Source organism: Alkalispirochaeta americana (assembly GCF_900156105.1).
Classification (GTDB): Bacteria; Spirochaetota; Spirochaetia; order DSM-27196; family Alkalispirochaetaceae; genus Alkalispirochaeta; species Alkalispirochaeta americana.
In genome coordinates this window covers 102,276-118,070 of the sequence record NZ_FTMS01000002.1, presented here as the reverse complement: position 1 = coordinate 118,070, position 15,795 = coordinate 102,276, and the positions used below count along the sequence as shown (strand labels likewise).

Annotated in this window: 12 protein-coding genes; all 12 read right to left on the bottom strand. The window is 56.3% G+C overall.

All coding sequences use genetic code 11. The features are described 5' to 3' along the window. Window positions 1-40: 40 nt before the first annotated feature. The 12 genes from BW950_RS02180 to BW950_RS02125 all read right to left on the bottom strand — a co-directional run bounded on the left by BW950_RS02180 (window position 41) and on the right by BW950_RS02125 (window position 15,791). Window positions 41-3,409 (bottom strand): LPS-assembly protein LptD, encoded by a 3,369-nt coding sequence (locus BW950_RS02180; RefSeq protein ID WP_076487653.1) that lies wholly within the window; start codon window positions 3,407-3,409, stop codon window positions 41-43. Then, a complete protein-coding gene (gene uvrA, locus BW950_RS02175; RefSeq protein ID WP_076487652.1) occupies window positions 3,409-6,264 on the bottom strand; it encodes an excinuclease ABC subunit UvrA in 2,856 nt (951 codons plus the stop codon). The genes BW950_RS02180 and uvrA overlap by 1 nt, the downstream gene beginning before the upstream one ends. Before the next feature lie 93 nt (window positions 6,265-6,357). Beyond that, the gene (locus tag BW950_RS02170; RefSeq protein WP_143559093.1) at window positions 6,358-7,272 is read right to left on the bottom strand and encodes a tetratricopeptide repeat protein; all 915 of its coding nucleotides are present in this window, start codon (window positions 7,270-7,272) and stop codon (window positions 6,358-6,360) included. Window positions 7,273-7,378: 106 nt separating this feature from the next. Then, on the bottom strand, window positions 7,379-7,813 hold the full coding sequence (locus tag BW950_RS02165) for an ATP synthase subunit C-like protein (RefSeq protein WP_076487650.1): 435 nt from the start codon (window positions 7,811-7,813) through the stop codon (window positions 7,379-7,381). A 27-nt stretch (window positions 7,814-7,840) separates the two neighbouring features. Continuing rightward, the gene (locus BW950_RS02160; RefSeq protein WP_076487649.1) at window positions 7,841-9,691 is read right to left on the bottom strand and encodes a V-type ATP synthase subunit I; all 1,851 of its coding nucleotides are present in this window, start codon (window positions 9,689-9,691) and stop codon (window positions 7,841-7,843) included. After that, on the bottom strand, window positions 9,688-10,281 hold the full coding sequence (locus BW950_RS02155) for a V-type ATP synthase subunit D (protein WP_076487648.1): 594 nt from the start codon (window positions 10,279-10,281) through the stop codon (window positions 9,688-9,690). The genes BW950_RS02160 and BW950_RS02155 overlap by 4 nt, the downstream gene beginning before the upstream one ends. Further along, window positions 10,281-11,606 (bottom strand): V-type ATP synthase subunit B, encoded by a 1,326-nt coding sequence (locus BW950_RS02150; protein ID WP_076487647.1) that lies wholly within the window; start codon window positions 11,604-11,606, stop codon window positions 10,281-10,283. The genes BW950_RS02155 and BW950_RS02150 overlap by 1 nt, the downstream gene beginning before the upstream one ends. Then, on the bottom strand, window positions 11,599-13,371 hold the full coding sequence (locus tag BW950_RS02145; RefSeq protein ID WP_076487646.1) for a V-type ATP synthase subunit A: 1,773 nt from the start codon (window positions 13,369-13,371) through the stop codon (window positions 11,599-11,601). The genes BW950_RS02150 and BW950_RS02145 overlap by 8 nt, the downstream gene beginning before the upstream one ends. Then, window positions 13,368-13,922 (bottom strand): hypothetical protein, encoded by a 555-nt coding sequence (locus BW950_RS02140; protein WP_076487645.1) that lies wholly within the window; start codon window positions 13,920-13,922, stop codon window positions 13,368-13,370. The genes BW950_RS02145 and BW950_RS02140 overlap by 4 nt, the downstream gene beginning before the upstream one ends. Before the next feature lie 13 nt (window positions 13,923-13,935). Then, entirely contained in the window at window positions 13,936-14,544 is a 609-nt protein-coding gene (locus BW950_RS02135) for a hypothetical protein (protein WP_076487644.1), read from the bottom strand. An 82-nt stretch (window positions 14,545-14,626) separates the two neighbouring features. Next, window positions 14,627-15,025, bottom strand: coding sequence for a hypothetical protein (locus BW950_RS02130; RefSeq protein WP_076487643.1), 399 nt, complete (start codon window positions 15,023-15,025; stop codon window positions 14,627-14,629). Between the two features lie 19 nt (window positions 15,026-15,044). After that, entirely contained in the window at window positions 15,045-15,791 is a 747-nt protein-coding gene (locus tag BW950_RS02125; RefSeq protein ID WP_076487642.1) for a hypothetical protein, read from the bottom strand. Between the last annotated feature and the right edge of the window lie 4 nt (window positions 15,792-15,795).

The window sequence follows — 15,795 nt, the reverse complement described above, 5'->3', positions numbered from 1 at the left end:
CCCGGGGCTTTTCCTCGGGTCTCCCCGAGACCCCACGAAGCTAGTCGACAAAATCGATCTCTCCATCTTCGATGCGTATGTTTCTCTTTATCTCCGGCACGGGACGCCATCGAAAGAAAATAGTCACCACGCTTCGCCATTCGTAGCGGGACTGCCCCCCCACCGTTTCCAGCTCGGGTCGCCCGGAATAGCCAAACTCCAGCTCCCAATCCTCAAGATCGTGAATAGCAGAAATGCTCAAGGAATCGATCTTGAAGGCAGTCTCTTCCCGGGCCTCCCGATCAAAGAGGCTCAGACTGTCGGCAAGATCGGAAAGCACATTTCGACGAGGCCGCTCCACTTCGTCAGCCAGGGAGGGAACATACTGATAGAGAAGATCGTTGCGGCTTCGTGCGGCTATGCGAAAATCCAGAAACCGGTGTATGGAGAAGGTTGCTCCGTAGTCGATCAGGAGACTGCTTGAAGTATAACGCTGCAAATCGATATCCAGAGTCACCCTTCCGTCCAGAGTCAGATCTACCCTGCGATGCCACCATTGCACCTGCTGCTTGCCCCGAAGGTCCACGGTCAGGCGGGTCCAGTGAAAATCATCGCTCTGATCAGAGACCCAGCCCTGGAGAGGGTCAAAATCATAGCCTACAGTCCGTCGGCCGGTAAGTTGAGTCTGCAATGGTCCCAGCCGAAGTGTGCTGCGCGAGAGGACCAGCTCGGTCCTGTCCGGGTCGTGCTCAAGGCGTTGCTCCAGCCGGAGCGATTGGTCCGGAAAATAAAGGGTGTGATTCTGAACGAAGTTATCAGCCTTCCACCGATCATTCCGCTCCCGATAGCCCCCGGACAAACGGGTAGTCAAAAACCCCCTCTCCAGTCTCAGCTCGCCCAGATAGGTCCTGTCCCGGGGAGGCAGGTCCGACGTAGCTGTCAGGGTTTGAGTCCCCGACCAGACCTTCCACTGAAGCAGGGCCCTGGTCTGGTGGCGAGTAATATCGGAGCTGTCCCAGCGACCCCATCGACCGCGGTAGACGGGGTCACCCGAAGAATCGAGCTCGGAAAAACGATGGTCGTACATTCGTGAGGAAAGGGAATAGCGCAGGGAGCTGCTCTCCAGGCTTTCGTAGCCCCGCAGGGGGAAAAGATCGATCTGGCTTGCTTGGGTGGCGGTGAAACTCCGGCCCCGGTAGGTGTTGAGTTCCTGGCGGTTCCGCTCGGCATCGCTCATGTCACCCATAATTTCCAGCGACTGGTGGCGCTGATCGGCCGAGAGGGTTGTGTTCAGGGTGACGATACGATCCCGGGACCGGGCGTTCAGGACAAGCCGCCCCTGGTTGCGGATTTGCACGGTGCGGTAATGCCAGTCCAACCCCACGTCTTCCGCCGTGTCCCAGGCCCCGCTATCGGTGAAGAGATCCTGTCGAACCGTGGGGTTCAACCGGTATGTAAGGGTAATTTCTCCGGCCGAGGCATCCCTGATACCTCTCATGGAACCAATTCTGTCGGGAAGGCGAAAATCCTCGTCATCCCGGGGATCAGGTTCTTCCCTCTCCTCTTCCCAGGGGGGCCTCAAGGCAGGAGCGCGGTCCTGCGGGCTCTTTTCCTGCCTTTCCTCTTCTGCGTCAGTCGAAGGGGTTCTTTCCCGAAGGCTTCCCTCGCGGAGTCGGAAGAGCTCCCCCTCCACGGTCAGACCCAGATCGGGAAACGTAACGGACTGGGGATAAAAAAACTGCTCCTCGGGACTCTTATCACTCTGGGGACGAAGAACCGCCTCGGGCAGATCCTTGTCGGCCTTGCTTCGCCAGGCGACACGAGCCCGGGCAGGAGAAATCGAGAGAGATCGAACCCAGGGGCGAAGATGACTCACCGAGGGGTTCCAGGTGAGGTCTGCGTTCCAGTTTATGGAATTCACCGTGGCACTCTCCGATGTGTTGTCTTCAGAGGAGGGGCTCAGAAAAGCTCCCCAGTCGATTTTCTCGCTCCGATCATGAAAGTCCCGGTGGAACTCTGTATCTGAAAGCATCATCATATCAAGATTGAACCGGACCGTTCCCGCAACTCCCTGGAGATGAACCTTGGATTCGTAGCGGAAGGGCACGGGAACTCCCAGAAAAAACCCTTGATTCCAGTGCTGCCGGGCTTCGCCCTCTTCTACGTAGTAGCTTGAGTAGCGGCCGTTTTCAAAATAGATGTTTCGCGACATACCCAAACCCAGCCGCCAGTCAAAACGGGAAAGAGGGCCCAGTTTGGGCATCGATGCAGCCACGCCCAGATATCCTCCGAGACGTGTATAGAGATCGGCCATAACTTTCAGCATCCAGTCCGGACGGGTCTCTTCCTCGGGTGGTGAGTCGGGGATTCGGAGGAAAAGCCCCTGTCTCTCGCGTTGCGAGTCCCGAGGAGCTTCGGTGAGACTCATGATCGAAAAGGGGGCATCGCTCTCTTCCCGCTCGCCATAGAAGTAGGTGGTGGTAAAAATAAAGGACCCCTCCCGAGTGCGGGACCCCGCCACGGGATGAAAAAAAAGCTTGTCTCCAGGAAGAAAAAAATAGGGAAAATAGAACATGGGAACTCGCCCCACATGGAGGACGGCGTGGCGCAACCCCCATTCACCGGGAGCAAAGATCCAGATCCGGTCGGCCTTGAGGCTCCAGTTGGGTGGGTCTGCCCGCGATGAGGTAATCGTCCCTCCCTCGACAACCAGAATATCCCCGGGGGAGCGAGAGATCTTCTCACCTTGTACAAAAAAAGTTACATCTTTTTGGTCGACCTCCTGGATTGACTCGGTTACCCCCTGGATAAAGACACCTTCCCAGGTGTCGATCTGGAAAAGCACCGAATCACCCCGGAATCGCTCGTCCCCGTCCTCGCGCTGGACCGTGTAGACAACATTTCCACGAGCGTTCAAGAGGGATTGATCCGTATTGATGAGAATCTCCTCGGCCTCTATGGAATGAAACACACCTTTCTCTTCCACGGTCAGCAACACCCCGCCCGACAAACGAAGGGTTCGCTCGTCCACCTGCTCCATGTCAAAGAATCGTGTTCCCCGGGCCCGCTGAATGCGGAGAACCGATCCGGCAGAATCGGTCTGTGTCGGTTCGGCGGGGCTTCGCCGGACCTGGTAATGCTGGAGTATCCGGTCTTCAATCTGCCGCCGGGATCCCCGGGTGCTGAGTCCCAGCGTTGAGGCCCAGTCGAGAAGCTCCCCCTGTTCAGCGGTCTCCAGATCCTGAAGAAGCGTTCTTTTCAGCAGCGGAGGGAGATCTTCCTCCGCTGCGTCACGCGGTGTTTCGGGAGACCCTTCGGCCACGGGGGGATATCCGGTTTCGGTCACTTCCTCTGCATCGACAATTGCCCCCGGATTAACGAGCGCACACAGAGCGGTCAACACAATGAAGAAGATGACCGGGCGAAGCATCAGGAGACAAGCTTCCCCTGTTCCCGACGAGCCAGGGCCTCGGCGATGAACCGGCCTGTGTGAGAACCGCCCTTTCTGGAGACTTCTTCGGGGGTTCCCGTGGCAACCACCTGGCCTCCCCGGTTTCCTCCTTCCGGGCCCAAGTCGATCAGGTGATCGGCCTGAAGAATGACGTCCAGATTATGCTCGATCAGAATTACGGTGTTTCCTTTATCAATCAGGAGATTCAGCACTTCCAGAAGCTTTTCCACATCGGCAAAATGGAGGCCCGTGGTGGGTTCATCCAGAATATAGAGCGTTTTTCCGGTACTTCGCTTGCTCAGTTCCAGGGAAAGCTTCACCCGCTGGGCTTCTCCCCCGGACAGAGTGAGCGCGCTTTGGCCAAGTTTGATATAATCAAGGCCAACGTCACAGAGGGTATCCAAACGCCGTTTGATCTGGGGAATTGCCGAGAAAAAATCACGCCCCTCGTCAATGGTCATTTCCAGCACATCATGGATATTTTTTCCCTTGTACCGGATGTCCAGGGTTTCCCGGGTAAAGCGTTTTCCGTGACATACATCGCAGGTGACATAGACATCGGGGAGAAAATGCATCTCGATCTTGATCGTTCCCGCCCCCTGGCAATGCTCACAGCGACCACCTTTGACATTGAAGGAAAACCGCCCGGCCTTGTAGCCCCGCGCCTTGCTCTCGGGTAATTCTGCAAAGAGTTCTCTGATCGGGGTAAAGAGCCCCACGTAGGTGGCGGGGTTGGAACGGGGAGTCCGGCCAATGGGGCTCTGATCGATATCGATGATCTTGTCGATCTCCTCCCAGCCCTCCAGGCTCTCGTAGGCCCCTTCCCGATGCTGTCCGCCCCGCCGGTTCACACGGTTCTGCAGGGCAGGACAAAGAATGTCCGAGAGAAGCGTGCTCTTTCCGGATCCTGAAACTCCGGTGATGACGTTCATCGCTCCTAAAAGAAATTCTGCCGAGATTCCCTGAAGGTTGTGTTCCCGGGCTCCTCCTATGCGGATTACGCCCCCCGTTCCCGGACGACGTTCTTCCGGGACGGCCAGACTCTTTGCTCCCGAGAGGTATGGTCCTGTGACGCTGCGGGGATTATCCATGAGCTCCCGAGGAGTCCCCTCTGCCACGATTTCACCGCCGTGAACTCCGGCGCCGGGACCCAGGTCAACAACGTGATCTGCGGCAAGAAGGGTCTGTTCGTCGTGCTCCACCACCAAAAGCGTATTTCCAAGATCACGCAGGTGCAGGAGAGTTTTGAGAAGGCGTTCATTATCGCGTTGGTGAAGGCCGATGGTGGGTTCATCGAGAACATAGAGCACTCCCATAAGTTGCGACCCGATCTGCGTCGCCAGGCGAATACGCTGAGCCTCACCTCCCGAGAGGGTTGCCGCGTTTCGATCCAGGGTGAGGTACTCCAGCCCCACACTTTGCATGAAGGACAACCGCGCCCGGATCTCCTTCAGAATCTCGGCAGAGATCTTGCTTTCGTTTTCTGTGAGTTCCAGGGAATCAAAGAAGTCGATCGCCTCCGTCACGGAGAGCGCCGCAATCTGCTGAATGCTCTTTCTGTTAACCAGTACCGCCAGGGACTCCGGCCGCAACCGCTGACCATGGCATTCGTGACAGATCCGCTCGGTCATAAAGGACTCGAACCACTCGCGCATCTGTGTGGATGCTGTTTCCCGGTAGCGGCGTTCCAGGTCGGGAATAATCCCCGGGAACTGGCGGTGATATTCGACACTCCCTTCGTCACCAGGTTTCTCGTAGGTATAGCGCAGGCGTTCCGTAGTGCCGTAGAGAATCTGCTCCATGATCTCCGGTGGAATCGTCTCCAGGGGCTGGTTCAGGTAGAACCCCAATACCTCGGCCAGAGCCTGAAAGCGGGTACGGTACCAGCGGGCCTTCGGATTATAGGGTTTTATCCCATGCTCATCGAAGGAGAGACTTTTGTCAGGCATAATGAGATCAGGATCAAACTCTTTCGTTACCCCCAGACCGGAACAGGCTTCACAGGCTCCGAAGGGGCTGTTAAAAGAGAAGAGTCGCGGTTCCAGTTCGGGAAAGGTTACGGTGCTGTCGGGATAGGCGTAGTGTTGCGAGAAAGACTTCTCATGATTTTGCCCTTCCTCATCTTCATAGAGAATAATCACCGTTCCCCCGGCCGCATCCAGAGCCGATTCCAGGGATTCCACAATCCGCTCCCGCTGTTCGGGGCGTATCTTTACCCGATCAACCACGATTTCAATTGAGTGAGCCCGCTTTTTATCCAGCTGAATATCCTCATCGAGGGAGATGATCTCCCCATCAATGCGGACCCTGATAAAACCACTTCGGCGCGCATCGTCGAGGACCCGCTGGTGGATGCCTTTACGCCCTCGCACAACCGGAGCAAGAATTACAAGGCGGGTTTCCTGGGGCAACGCCAGAATACGATCAATGATCTCGTCAACGGTTTGCTTCTCTACCCGTTTCCCGCTTCGAGGATCATGGGGGATGCCGATGCGGGCAAAGAGAAGTCGATAATAGTCCCAGATCTCCGTTACTGTTCCCACCGTTGACCGAGGGTTCCGGTTTGTTGTCTTTTGCTCAATAGAGATGGCCGGCGACAACCCCTCAATGTAATCTACCTCGGGCTTGTCCATTCGTCCCAGAAATTGCCGGGCATAGGCCGAGAGGGACTCCACATAGCGCCGTTGCCCCTCGGCAAAAATCGTGTCAAAAGCCAGCGAAGACTTGCCCGAGCCACTCATGCCCGACACTACGATGAGAGAATCCCTGGGAAGGGAAACGTCGATATTTTTGAGGTTGTGTTCCCGCGCGCCTTTTACAAAGATCCTGTTCATAATCGTTAACAGTAAACCTACCCCATGGAGGAGGTCATGGCAATTAGGACGGGTAATCTTGCGGATCTTGAGTCCGCACAAATCCTGTAGATCCTATAGAGCCTGCAGGGCCTGTAGATCCTGTAGAGCTGCCCTCAAAGACCGGGCAGACTCGGCTCCTCGGGAATCACTCGATGCATCCAGGGATTCAGCCAGAAGCGAGAGAATCTCGCGGAATTTCGAGGTTTCAAGAAAACCCTCTACTTCGGGATAGGCCTGCGCCACCAGGAAAAATTGCTTCAGCGTGGTGAACTCAAAATCATACCGTCGATCGATAATTGCATCCACGGCCCTGCTGGCCACAATAACAGCGGCAAACAGGAGATGCTCCACAGCCAGATCGATATCCCCCGGCTGCGATGACTCCAGAAGGTCCGCCCCCCGCAGTCGGTGCGCCTCCGAGACCTGGGGGTGGTGGAGCCGGTAGAGCACAAGAACCCGGTCAAGACCACTTCGATACAGAAGATTTCTCATGGCGTCACGCTGACCCTCGTCGATCGTGCGGGAGAATACCGGATCGTCCCGAAGGATGTCCAGGAGCTGCTCCTCCCGAAGAAGACGGGCCTCTTCTCCGTCGAGATAGCTGTATATTTCGACCAGTTCCAAACGGAGACGTATGTGTTCTTCCGGGATCGAAAGATGGCGGCTCATCTCCAGAGCCTGCCGGAAAGAGCGTATAGCCAGATCCCGGTCGCCCGCCGCTTGATGAACCCGGGCAATTCCTGCGTGGGCTTCCGGAAAGAGGGGGTGTTTGGCCAGGGCCTGCCCGTAATGCTCCAGCGCCCGGGCATAGGATCTGCTTCGGTAATAGCGCTCGGCGATTTCGTAGAGAACCCAGGGCGGCCTGCCATGCTCTTCAGAAACTGCAGGGAAGGAAAAGACCCCCAGGAACAGAAAAAACAGGATAATTGACGTCCCAGGGGATCGCCTGCTGCTCCAGGAGACAGCCTGACCCATTCCGGCATTCACGAGAGAAACGATCCTCATACAGGGTATATCGGCAGAAAAGAGAGAGAACAGAAGGGGACGGATCAGCACAGCCTCCGATCCATCCCCCAGGGGTGGTCTTCGTTCGTTAGCCCACGAGCCCGAGCATAAAAACCATGACAAAAAGCGCCACAGTCTCTACCAAACCAAGGACAAGCAGGTAGTTACCGAAACCTTTGCCGGTTTCAGCCAGGGCATCGGAAGCAACAGCACCAGCCTTTCCCTGGTACCAGGCAGAGAATCCCATGGCGATACCACCGGGAATACCCGCGCCGATGAGCAACCACGGATCCGCCCCCGCCGCTGCAGCTGCTGCCAAAGCGTTCATGAGGATGAGACCGTAGATCGTCTGCGTGAGCGGTGCACCAACGAAGGCGATCAAAAGAAAGGGAGCAGGCTTGTTCTGAATGAAGGCCTTTTTCCACGCTCCAACAGCTGCCATACCCGCCGTTCCTGCACCCAGGGCGGAACCCATCGCTGCAAAGGCAAGAGCCGATCCGACTCCAATTTCACCAATATTCATGCGTCACATCTCCTTGTTGAATGAATCCTAACGCGTTTTGAACGGGGTGTACTCCACCCCGGTCCATTCCATTCCTAAATGCCCGGAAAACTCGAGCATATTCAACCGTACACCGTGAACGACCACAGAGAGAGCCCCCATAGCCAGGTTCAGGGTGTGTCCCAGGAACAATATCAGCACAGCAGCTACGATGCCGCCGACACCGCCAAGACCTTCCGCGACTCCTCCTGCCATGCTGTTGAACGCTTCGGCTATTGCCAGCGTTGCCAGTCCTACTGCAAAGAGCCGGATGTAGGAAATGATATCCGAGAATGCGCTGATACTATCAAGTATGGTAGTAATGATTCCAGCGACTCCCCGCCCTACTCCTGACAGAAAACCCTTGCCCTCCTGCTGCTCCCCGAAGATGATGACCGCAGCGAGTCCTCCCGCTATGAGAGGGAGCGCAAAATCGGGCATGGGGTATTTCTCGGGATCGATCACCAGCTGCAACACCAGGTAGTAGAGCCCCAGCACCATGGAGAGCCAGCCCAGTTGCGCCAGAGCAGCAATACGCGGGCGCTCCCGGAGTCCACGAAGGAACTTCCAGATATGAGCTATCGAGAGATGCACCGTTCCGATGATGAAACACATATACTGGATCATCTCTGTACTGGTCTCGCTATCGATCGAGATGCCAGGGATAACAAGAGAACGGAACACCGGCAGGTTGTTGAAGGGAGCATAGCCGAACCAGTTGCCGGTAATCGCCCCCCAGACCACCGTGGCAGAACTCAGGACGATCATAAGGATCGAACCGTTCCCAAGAGGCCGTCCGGCAGCACGCGCCTTCAGCGCAGTATAGATCGTCCCTCCCAGAAGGATAGCTCCGTACCCGGCATCCCCGATGATCATCGCGAAAAAGACCACGAAGAACAGGAGAAAAAAGAAGGAAATATCCAGCTCGCGATATCCGGGAACGGTCCCCAGCAGGTCAAAGACGGGCTGGATAATCCGGACAGGCTTGGGATTTCGCAACTGCGTGGGAACGTGCTCGTCCTTCGAGGGATCACGCACCACTACTCCCCAGCCATTCTCCTTGGCCGCAGATGTGACCGCATCGACCTGATCGAAGGGGACAAAACCGGTAATCCACTCCAGGGCCCGATCGTGTTCCATGGTCTGGGCCACCCGGGCAAACTCGAGATCCTGCTCCAGTTGCTCCTGAGCAGCCAGCAGGAGAGGAAGATCCTTCTGACGGGCTTCCGCTTCAGCATCGATCTCCGCCATCTCCCGATCCAGCTCGGTCAGGGCTTCCCTGATCTCCCCAGTGGAGCGATCAGGAAGCGGCACCCCGGCCAGGCCTTCAGGAAAGCGGTCCGACCCGAGAGCGACGGCTACAGCCCGCACAAGGCGCTTGTTCTGACTCAACACCGTGACGTTGGGCAGCTCCGAAAGAATTTCCCGGGCTTTATCGGCAGGAGCCTCGAAAAGGCGCACCTCCACTCCCCGGTCCCGCAAATCTGCAAAGACCTGGGGATCCAGCTCTCCCCACGGCTCCAGGCGCTCAAGTTCCCGCTGAAGACGATCCTGCTCGTCTTCCAGTTGAGCCCGCCGGTCTGCAGATTCAATCAGTTCCTGGGCAATATCCAGGGCAGGGTCCACCGCCGCATCTCCCTGGTGAAGAGCCTCAGCCGCTTTGGGCCTGGCCTCCGGCGACGGGATGATCGAGATGGCACGATCGATATGATTTTTCTGTTCTCTCAGCTGATCTCCGGAATCGACGTCGGTTCGATCTGTAAAGACATGAACCACTCCGAGGTCACGCAAGGCCTGGAGTGTTTCCGTGCGGGCAGAGCGAATCGTTATAACGGAGATCTTCTTCATCTGTGTTATCATGATGCCGCCTTTAGAAGATTGCGCTTTGCAATCTTGCCGCGAACAACGGCAGCAGTTTGCTGATCCCCAAGGTAAATCTGGATCATCCGGATATTATCCTTGGTCTCGGGAATCTTTACCTTTTCAAAGAGGTTCACCCGTTGTGTGGTTGTTCGAAGTTCTTCGCTCAAGAGCCGCAACTGTTCCTTGAGAAGAAGGAGCTTCGCCTCCACCTCCAGCATGGAACGAAGCATTTTGACTCCCTGATCAACCCACAGCGGCGTCGTGACAAGATCCCAACGCCGGTCAACAAACTGCAGATCCTCAAAAACCGGAATATCGATTCCCGCGATATTCCCCTGGGAGGTCTCGATCCGTTCTACCTCCGCGTAGGGAGTAAGATCCAGACCGTCAGCGTAGACTCCTACCCAACGATCCAGATCTTTCCGGATCTGTTCTTTCTCCCGGACCAGGACGTCGTATTCCTGCTCAGCCTGGCGGATTACCATCTGGAGCTGCTGCTTCTTCAACTGCAGCGTCGGCAGATAGCGTTGAAACCGCTTGAGCGCGTCCTTTTGTTTCTTCAGTTCGTTTTTGGTCAGCTTGACCATCAGGCTGTCGCCTCCCGGGCCGAACCGGCGCTGTCAGCCGGCCAGAACTTCTTGATCAGCTCTGTTTTCAACCCCGTCTCCTGGGGCTCAAAGCACTGGGCAAGAATGTCCCACCCTCGATCCAGCGCCTCTTCCAGGGGAATGTTCACCGAAAGGTCCATCATGGTGCGCTCGAAGATCTCGCCGAACTTCAGGAGCTTATCGTCCCAGGAAGACATGTGAAATCCCATGGACTTCTTCTCCTGGCTTTCCTTGTAGTTTGCATAGAGCTTGATCATGCCGTCCATGAGCGCACGGTGGTCATCGCGAGTATTGTCGTTCACCAGCTGCTTGAGCCTGGAAAGCGATCCAAAGGGCTCGATCCGTCCGTTTCTCAGATAGTACTGCCCCTCGGTGATGTAACCGGTGTTGTCGGGAACGGGGTGAGTTACATCGTCGCCCGGCATCGAGGTGACCCCCAGAATGGTGATCGAACCGGCGCCCTCGAAGTCTACAGCCTTCTCGTAGCGCGCCGCCAGCTGACTGTAGAGATCCCCCGGGTATCCCCGGTTGGAGGGAACCTGTTCCTGGGTGATGGCGATCTCTTTCATGGCGTCGGCGAAGTTGGTCATATCCGTAAGGAGCACCAGAACCCGTTTTCCCTTCAGGGCAAACTTCTCGGCTACGGCCAGGCTCACATCGGGAACCAGCAAGGCCTCAACGATGGGATCGCTGGCGGTATGAACAAAGAAGATCGTTCTCGAGAGGGCTCCGCCCTCTTCCAGGGTATCCCTGAAAAAGAGGTAGTCATCGTACTTGAGACCGATCCCTCCCAGAATAATCACATCGACCTCGGCCTGCATGGCGATTCGCGCCAGGAGCGGGTTGTAGGGCTCACCGGAGACACTGAAGATCGGCAGCTTCTGACTCTCCACCAGGGTGTTGAAGAGATCGATCATGGGGATACCTGTTCGGATCATGTTCCTGGGGATAATTCGCTTTGCCGGGTTCACCGAAGGCCCCCCGATCTCGATCAGTCCCTCGGTCAGCTCAGGACCGTTATCCCGAGGCTGACCCGAACCGTTAAAAACACGTCCCAGAAGGTTGTCCGAGAAAGAAACCTGCATGGGATGACCCGTAAAACGGACCTCGTCACCCGTGGAGATCCCCCGACCTCCCGCGTAGACCTGGAGGCTTACCTCGTCACCGCGCATCCGGATAACCTCAGCGAGAGATTCCCCGTAGCGGGTGGAGACCATCGCCAACTCACCGTAGCGCACGCCCTCGGCTTTCACGGAGATGACGTTTCCGACGATTGATTCAATCCTGCTGTATACTTTACGCATATTTCCCCCGATTCCGGTACACTTCCTGCGCCTTGGGCTCAAGTTCTGAAGAAACGGTGGAGAAGAGATCCCTCATTTCCTGTTCCAGGTTCTTGAACGCATCGGATTGCCATTCGGCGCTGTTGTAGTCGATAAACTTCTGCCTCAACTTGTAGAAAAAGTCCCTGGCCTCATCTTTGCTCTCGATAACGATCTTGCTACCAATGATATGGAAGACCAGATCAAAGATATGCCGCTGCCGCTCGGTGCTGACCGAGGAATCGACGGGGTCGAAAGCGTTCTGCTGAAGGTAAACTGCATCGAGGAAGTCCCCCTTCAGGAAGAGGATATAGTCGTCCACGGCGGTTCCTTCTTCTCCGACGACCTTCATCATCTGCCCTACCTCATCGCCCCGGAAGAGGACGTTTCGAGCGTACTCGGTCATACCGGGATCGACAATTCCCCGGTATTTGCTCCAGCTGTCCAGGGGATCAATGGCGGGGTATTTCCGTGCATCGGAACGACCCCGGGAAAGTCCGTGAAAAGCGCCTACTACTTTCAGGGTAGCCTGGGTGACAGGCTCCTCGAAGTTACCACCGGCAGGACTTACCGTTCCGCCGATGGTGACAGACCCGGTTGATCCGTTCTTGAGGCGCACCAGTCCTGCCCGCTCGTAGAAGGCTGCGATAACCGACTCAAGGTATGCAGGAAAGGCTTCCTCGCCGGGGATCTCCTCGAGACGACCCGACATCTCACGCATGGCCTGGGCCCAGCGGCTGGTGGAATCGGCCAGAAGAAGAACGTTCAGGCCCATCTGCCGGTAGTACTCGGCGATGGTTACGGCCGTATACACCGAGGCTTCCCGGGCAGCAACGGGCATGGAGCTGGTGTTACAGATAATAACTGTCCGTTCCATGAGAGATTTCCCCGTGCGGGGGTCTGTCAACTCAGGGAACTCCCGAAGGGTCTCTACAACCTCACCGGCCCTCTCGCCGCAGGCGGCGATGATAACCACGTCGACCTCGGCATGACGACTGGTTATCTGCTGGAGCACGGTCTTGCCCGCTCCAAAGGGGCCGGGGATACAGTATGTACCACCCCGGGCGACAGGCAGGAAGGTATCAACAATCCGCAAGGTAGTAACCATGGGCTCTTCAGGACGAAGCCGTTCGGCGTAGGCATCGATGGCTCGTTTTACGGGCCACTGAAAGACCATGGTGACTTCGTGGAGATTGCCCTTGCTGTCCTTGAGAGTGGCCACAGTCTGGTCTACGGTGTAATCTCCCGCCTCGGCGATCGTTTCCACCGTGTAGGTATCGAACATTCCCAGGGGCACCATGATCCAGTGCTCAAAGATACCCTCGGGGACGTGACCCAGCTGATCACCCCGCAGGACAGTGTCACCCGGTTTTGCCGTGGGAGTAAAACTCCATGTTTTATCGCGAGGAAGGGCCTGCAGATAGAGTCCCCGCTCCAGAAAGAAGCCCGACTGCTCTGCGAGTTCCGGCAGGGGATTCTGGAGCCCGTCGACGATTGTCGTGAGCAATCCCGGCCCGAGTTCAACCGCCAGGAGCTCCTGGGTAAACTCGACAGCATCTCCTACGGCGACTCCTTTGGTCACTTCAAAAACCTGAAGCTCCGCCTGGTTCCCCCGAATCCGGATCACCTCTGCCTTGAGCCGTTTGTCATCAACGACGATGTATCCAACTTCGTTCAGCGATACATCGCCCTCGACGACAACGCTCACCATATTTCCATTAATGGCGACTACTTTTCCTGTTGTCATGTGGCTATCTCCATGAGTGAGTGTGCAACAGTCTCGTACTGGCGGTCGTATTCCTCACCGCCCCGAGAGCTGTCAGCCAGGCGGGCGCGCCGGGCAGCAAGCTGCAGTTTCAAATGGTATACAACCAGTTGTTCCCTATCAAAATGATGCCCGCATTCAAGATCTTCGGCCACTTGCCAGAGCCATCGCATAAGGGCATTTTCCATTTTCAGCGGAGTATCTTCGTTCACGATTGAACGGGTTCGCTCCGCCATGGATGCATCAATTCCTTCGGGACGAGGCAGGCGATCTGCCTCCCACCCAAGATTCTGGGCACGAAGCTGCGCTGCGTGGCAGCGAAACTCCCTCACGGCCCTGTTCCACCGCTCGAGCACTCCTTCAGCAGGCGTGTCCAGGGTCTCAGGCAACAATCTTGCGGAGGCTATGTATTCCAGATCCTCCGGTGTTGCCTCAACCCGACACATCTCCAAAAAGTTCTCTTCCGAGAGAAACGGCGCCTCCTCAAACCGCACCGCTGGGAGTGATGCGACGGTGTAGTAATAACGATTCACCGCTCTTTCTCCCTTACTCGCCAGCGTTGCGCATGAGCTCGGTCAGACGCGGGTTCAGATAGGCCGCCAGAAGGTCCGTAAGTGTTCCGTCGGTCACATCGTAAAACGCAGCACCCTCTTTCACACCGATTCGGAATCCGGCAGAGACGGCACGGCTGGGCAGAATTTCCACGCCTTCAGCCAGGGTTTTGCCCAAGCGGGAGCGAAGATCCTTCTCCAGACGGTCCCGATCTGCCTCAGGAACAAGCACGGTCAGATCATTTTTATCTGCCGCATGCCATTTTTCCACCAGGGAGGCGATCATGGTGGCTACGGCTTCCGGAGAGAGCGCTTCGGCCACCGTGTCTTTTGCCACCTTCTCGAAGAGTGCGGTGAGCTCTTTCTGAACCGACAAAAGAAGGTCCCGACCAGCCTGCTGCAAGGCCGCTTCCCCAGCACTCTGCATCCGGGCCGTCTCTTGTTCAGCGTCCTTGATGATCTGTGCAGCCTCGGCTTTGGCCTTCTTGAGATGAGCCTGAGCCTGTTTTTCAGCGTGCTCAATGATCGAGTGCGCTCGTTCTTCTGCGCCCTTCACACCCTCATCGTGGATCTTTGCAATGATGTCCTGTAACTGAGTTTCCATGTATCTCCCTTTACATTAAACGTGCTGTTCCTGATGTGCGAACATTGTACAATTGATAAAGTCGATTTAGCAAGTGTAATGTTCACGAAATAGATAAATCTCCAACGATTTTAAAGAGATCGCCGTCGCGAACAACTTCCAGGGACCTGTCCCCGAAGAGTTCAGGCAGGAGCTCCCTGATGCGGGTTACAACGTATTCCCGAATCTGCTCTACCTGATTATCGGGGACTTGAGCCAGTGTTGCAAGCCGTACTTCCACCACATAGCCCCGACCGTGATCGCTTCCATAACCTGCGGAAAAGGACGCTCCCAGACTGAAAAGCCCTTCGTCCTGAGGGTTTCCGAAGGTCCCTGATGCCGGGCGGGCCGGATGGAGCGGATAGGTTTCACCCCAGCCTTCTTCCAGCTCCAGATCAATACGATCAAACATGATCTTAAGTTTCTTCTCAAAGAGGCGAACCCGATGATCGCGAAAACTCATTGTGCTGATGCTCCTCTCACTACCATTCCAACTCGACCCATCCCGTCCCGGGGTGTGTTACCAGACTATGCATCGCCACGACCAGGGAAAAGACAGATCCCTCTGTCGTGGTTTCAAAGGAACTGCCCGAGAACTCGGGCGCAGTGCTCCTGGAGATTTTTTCCGGAGCATACACGGTGACACGTGCACGCTGACCGGCAAAGAGCCCTTCCAGCAGAGCTTGTTGCTCGGGATCTGATTCTTCGGGACCCGTGGCCAAAGGTATTCGCACACCACTGCCTGAAGGGGCATCGGAGGAAGAGAAAAAAACCAGAGGAGCTCCCCCGGCGGTTCCCCATAGGCCCTTGAGGCTCTCGACGGACCCCGCTCGATATTGAACCTCCACGATTACTGCCTCGGAAGTGCGGTCTATTGAATAATGTGCTACCCGCACATCGGGGTAAAGACCTGCGGTCTCTTCCACATCGCGACGAGATACGGGAATGGCCCGTTCAGGAGAGTCGGGATCAAAGACACCCAGGTCCCACATGGCAGGGTTGATTCGATATCGCAGGACAAGCCCCAGATCATCACCCCGTCGGAGATCCAGCTCGGTCTCTACGGAGAGACAGGAAGCGAGTGAGACCGTTAGCACCACCAGGAGCGCCACAAGAAAGACTCCCCGCGAAAGAAGTCCCGGAGAACCCGGCAGACGAAGCGGCCTGCTCCGGAAAAAACTTGTTCGGAGAAGCTGAAGATGCCCAAAGGGAGCTGCAATTTTTTTCACCCTC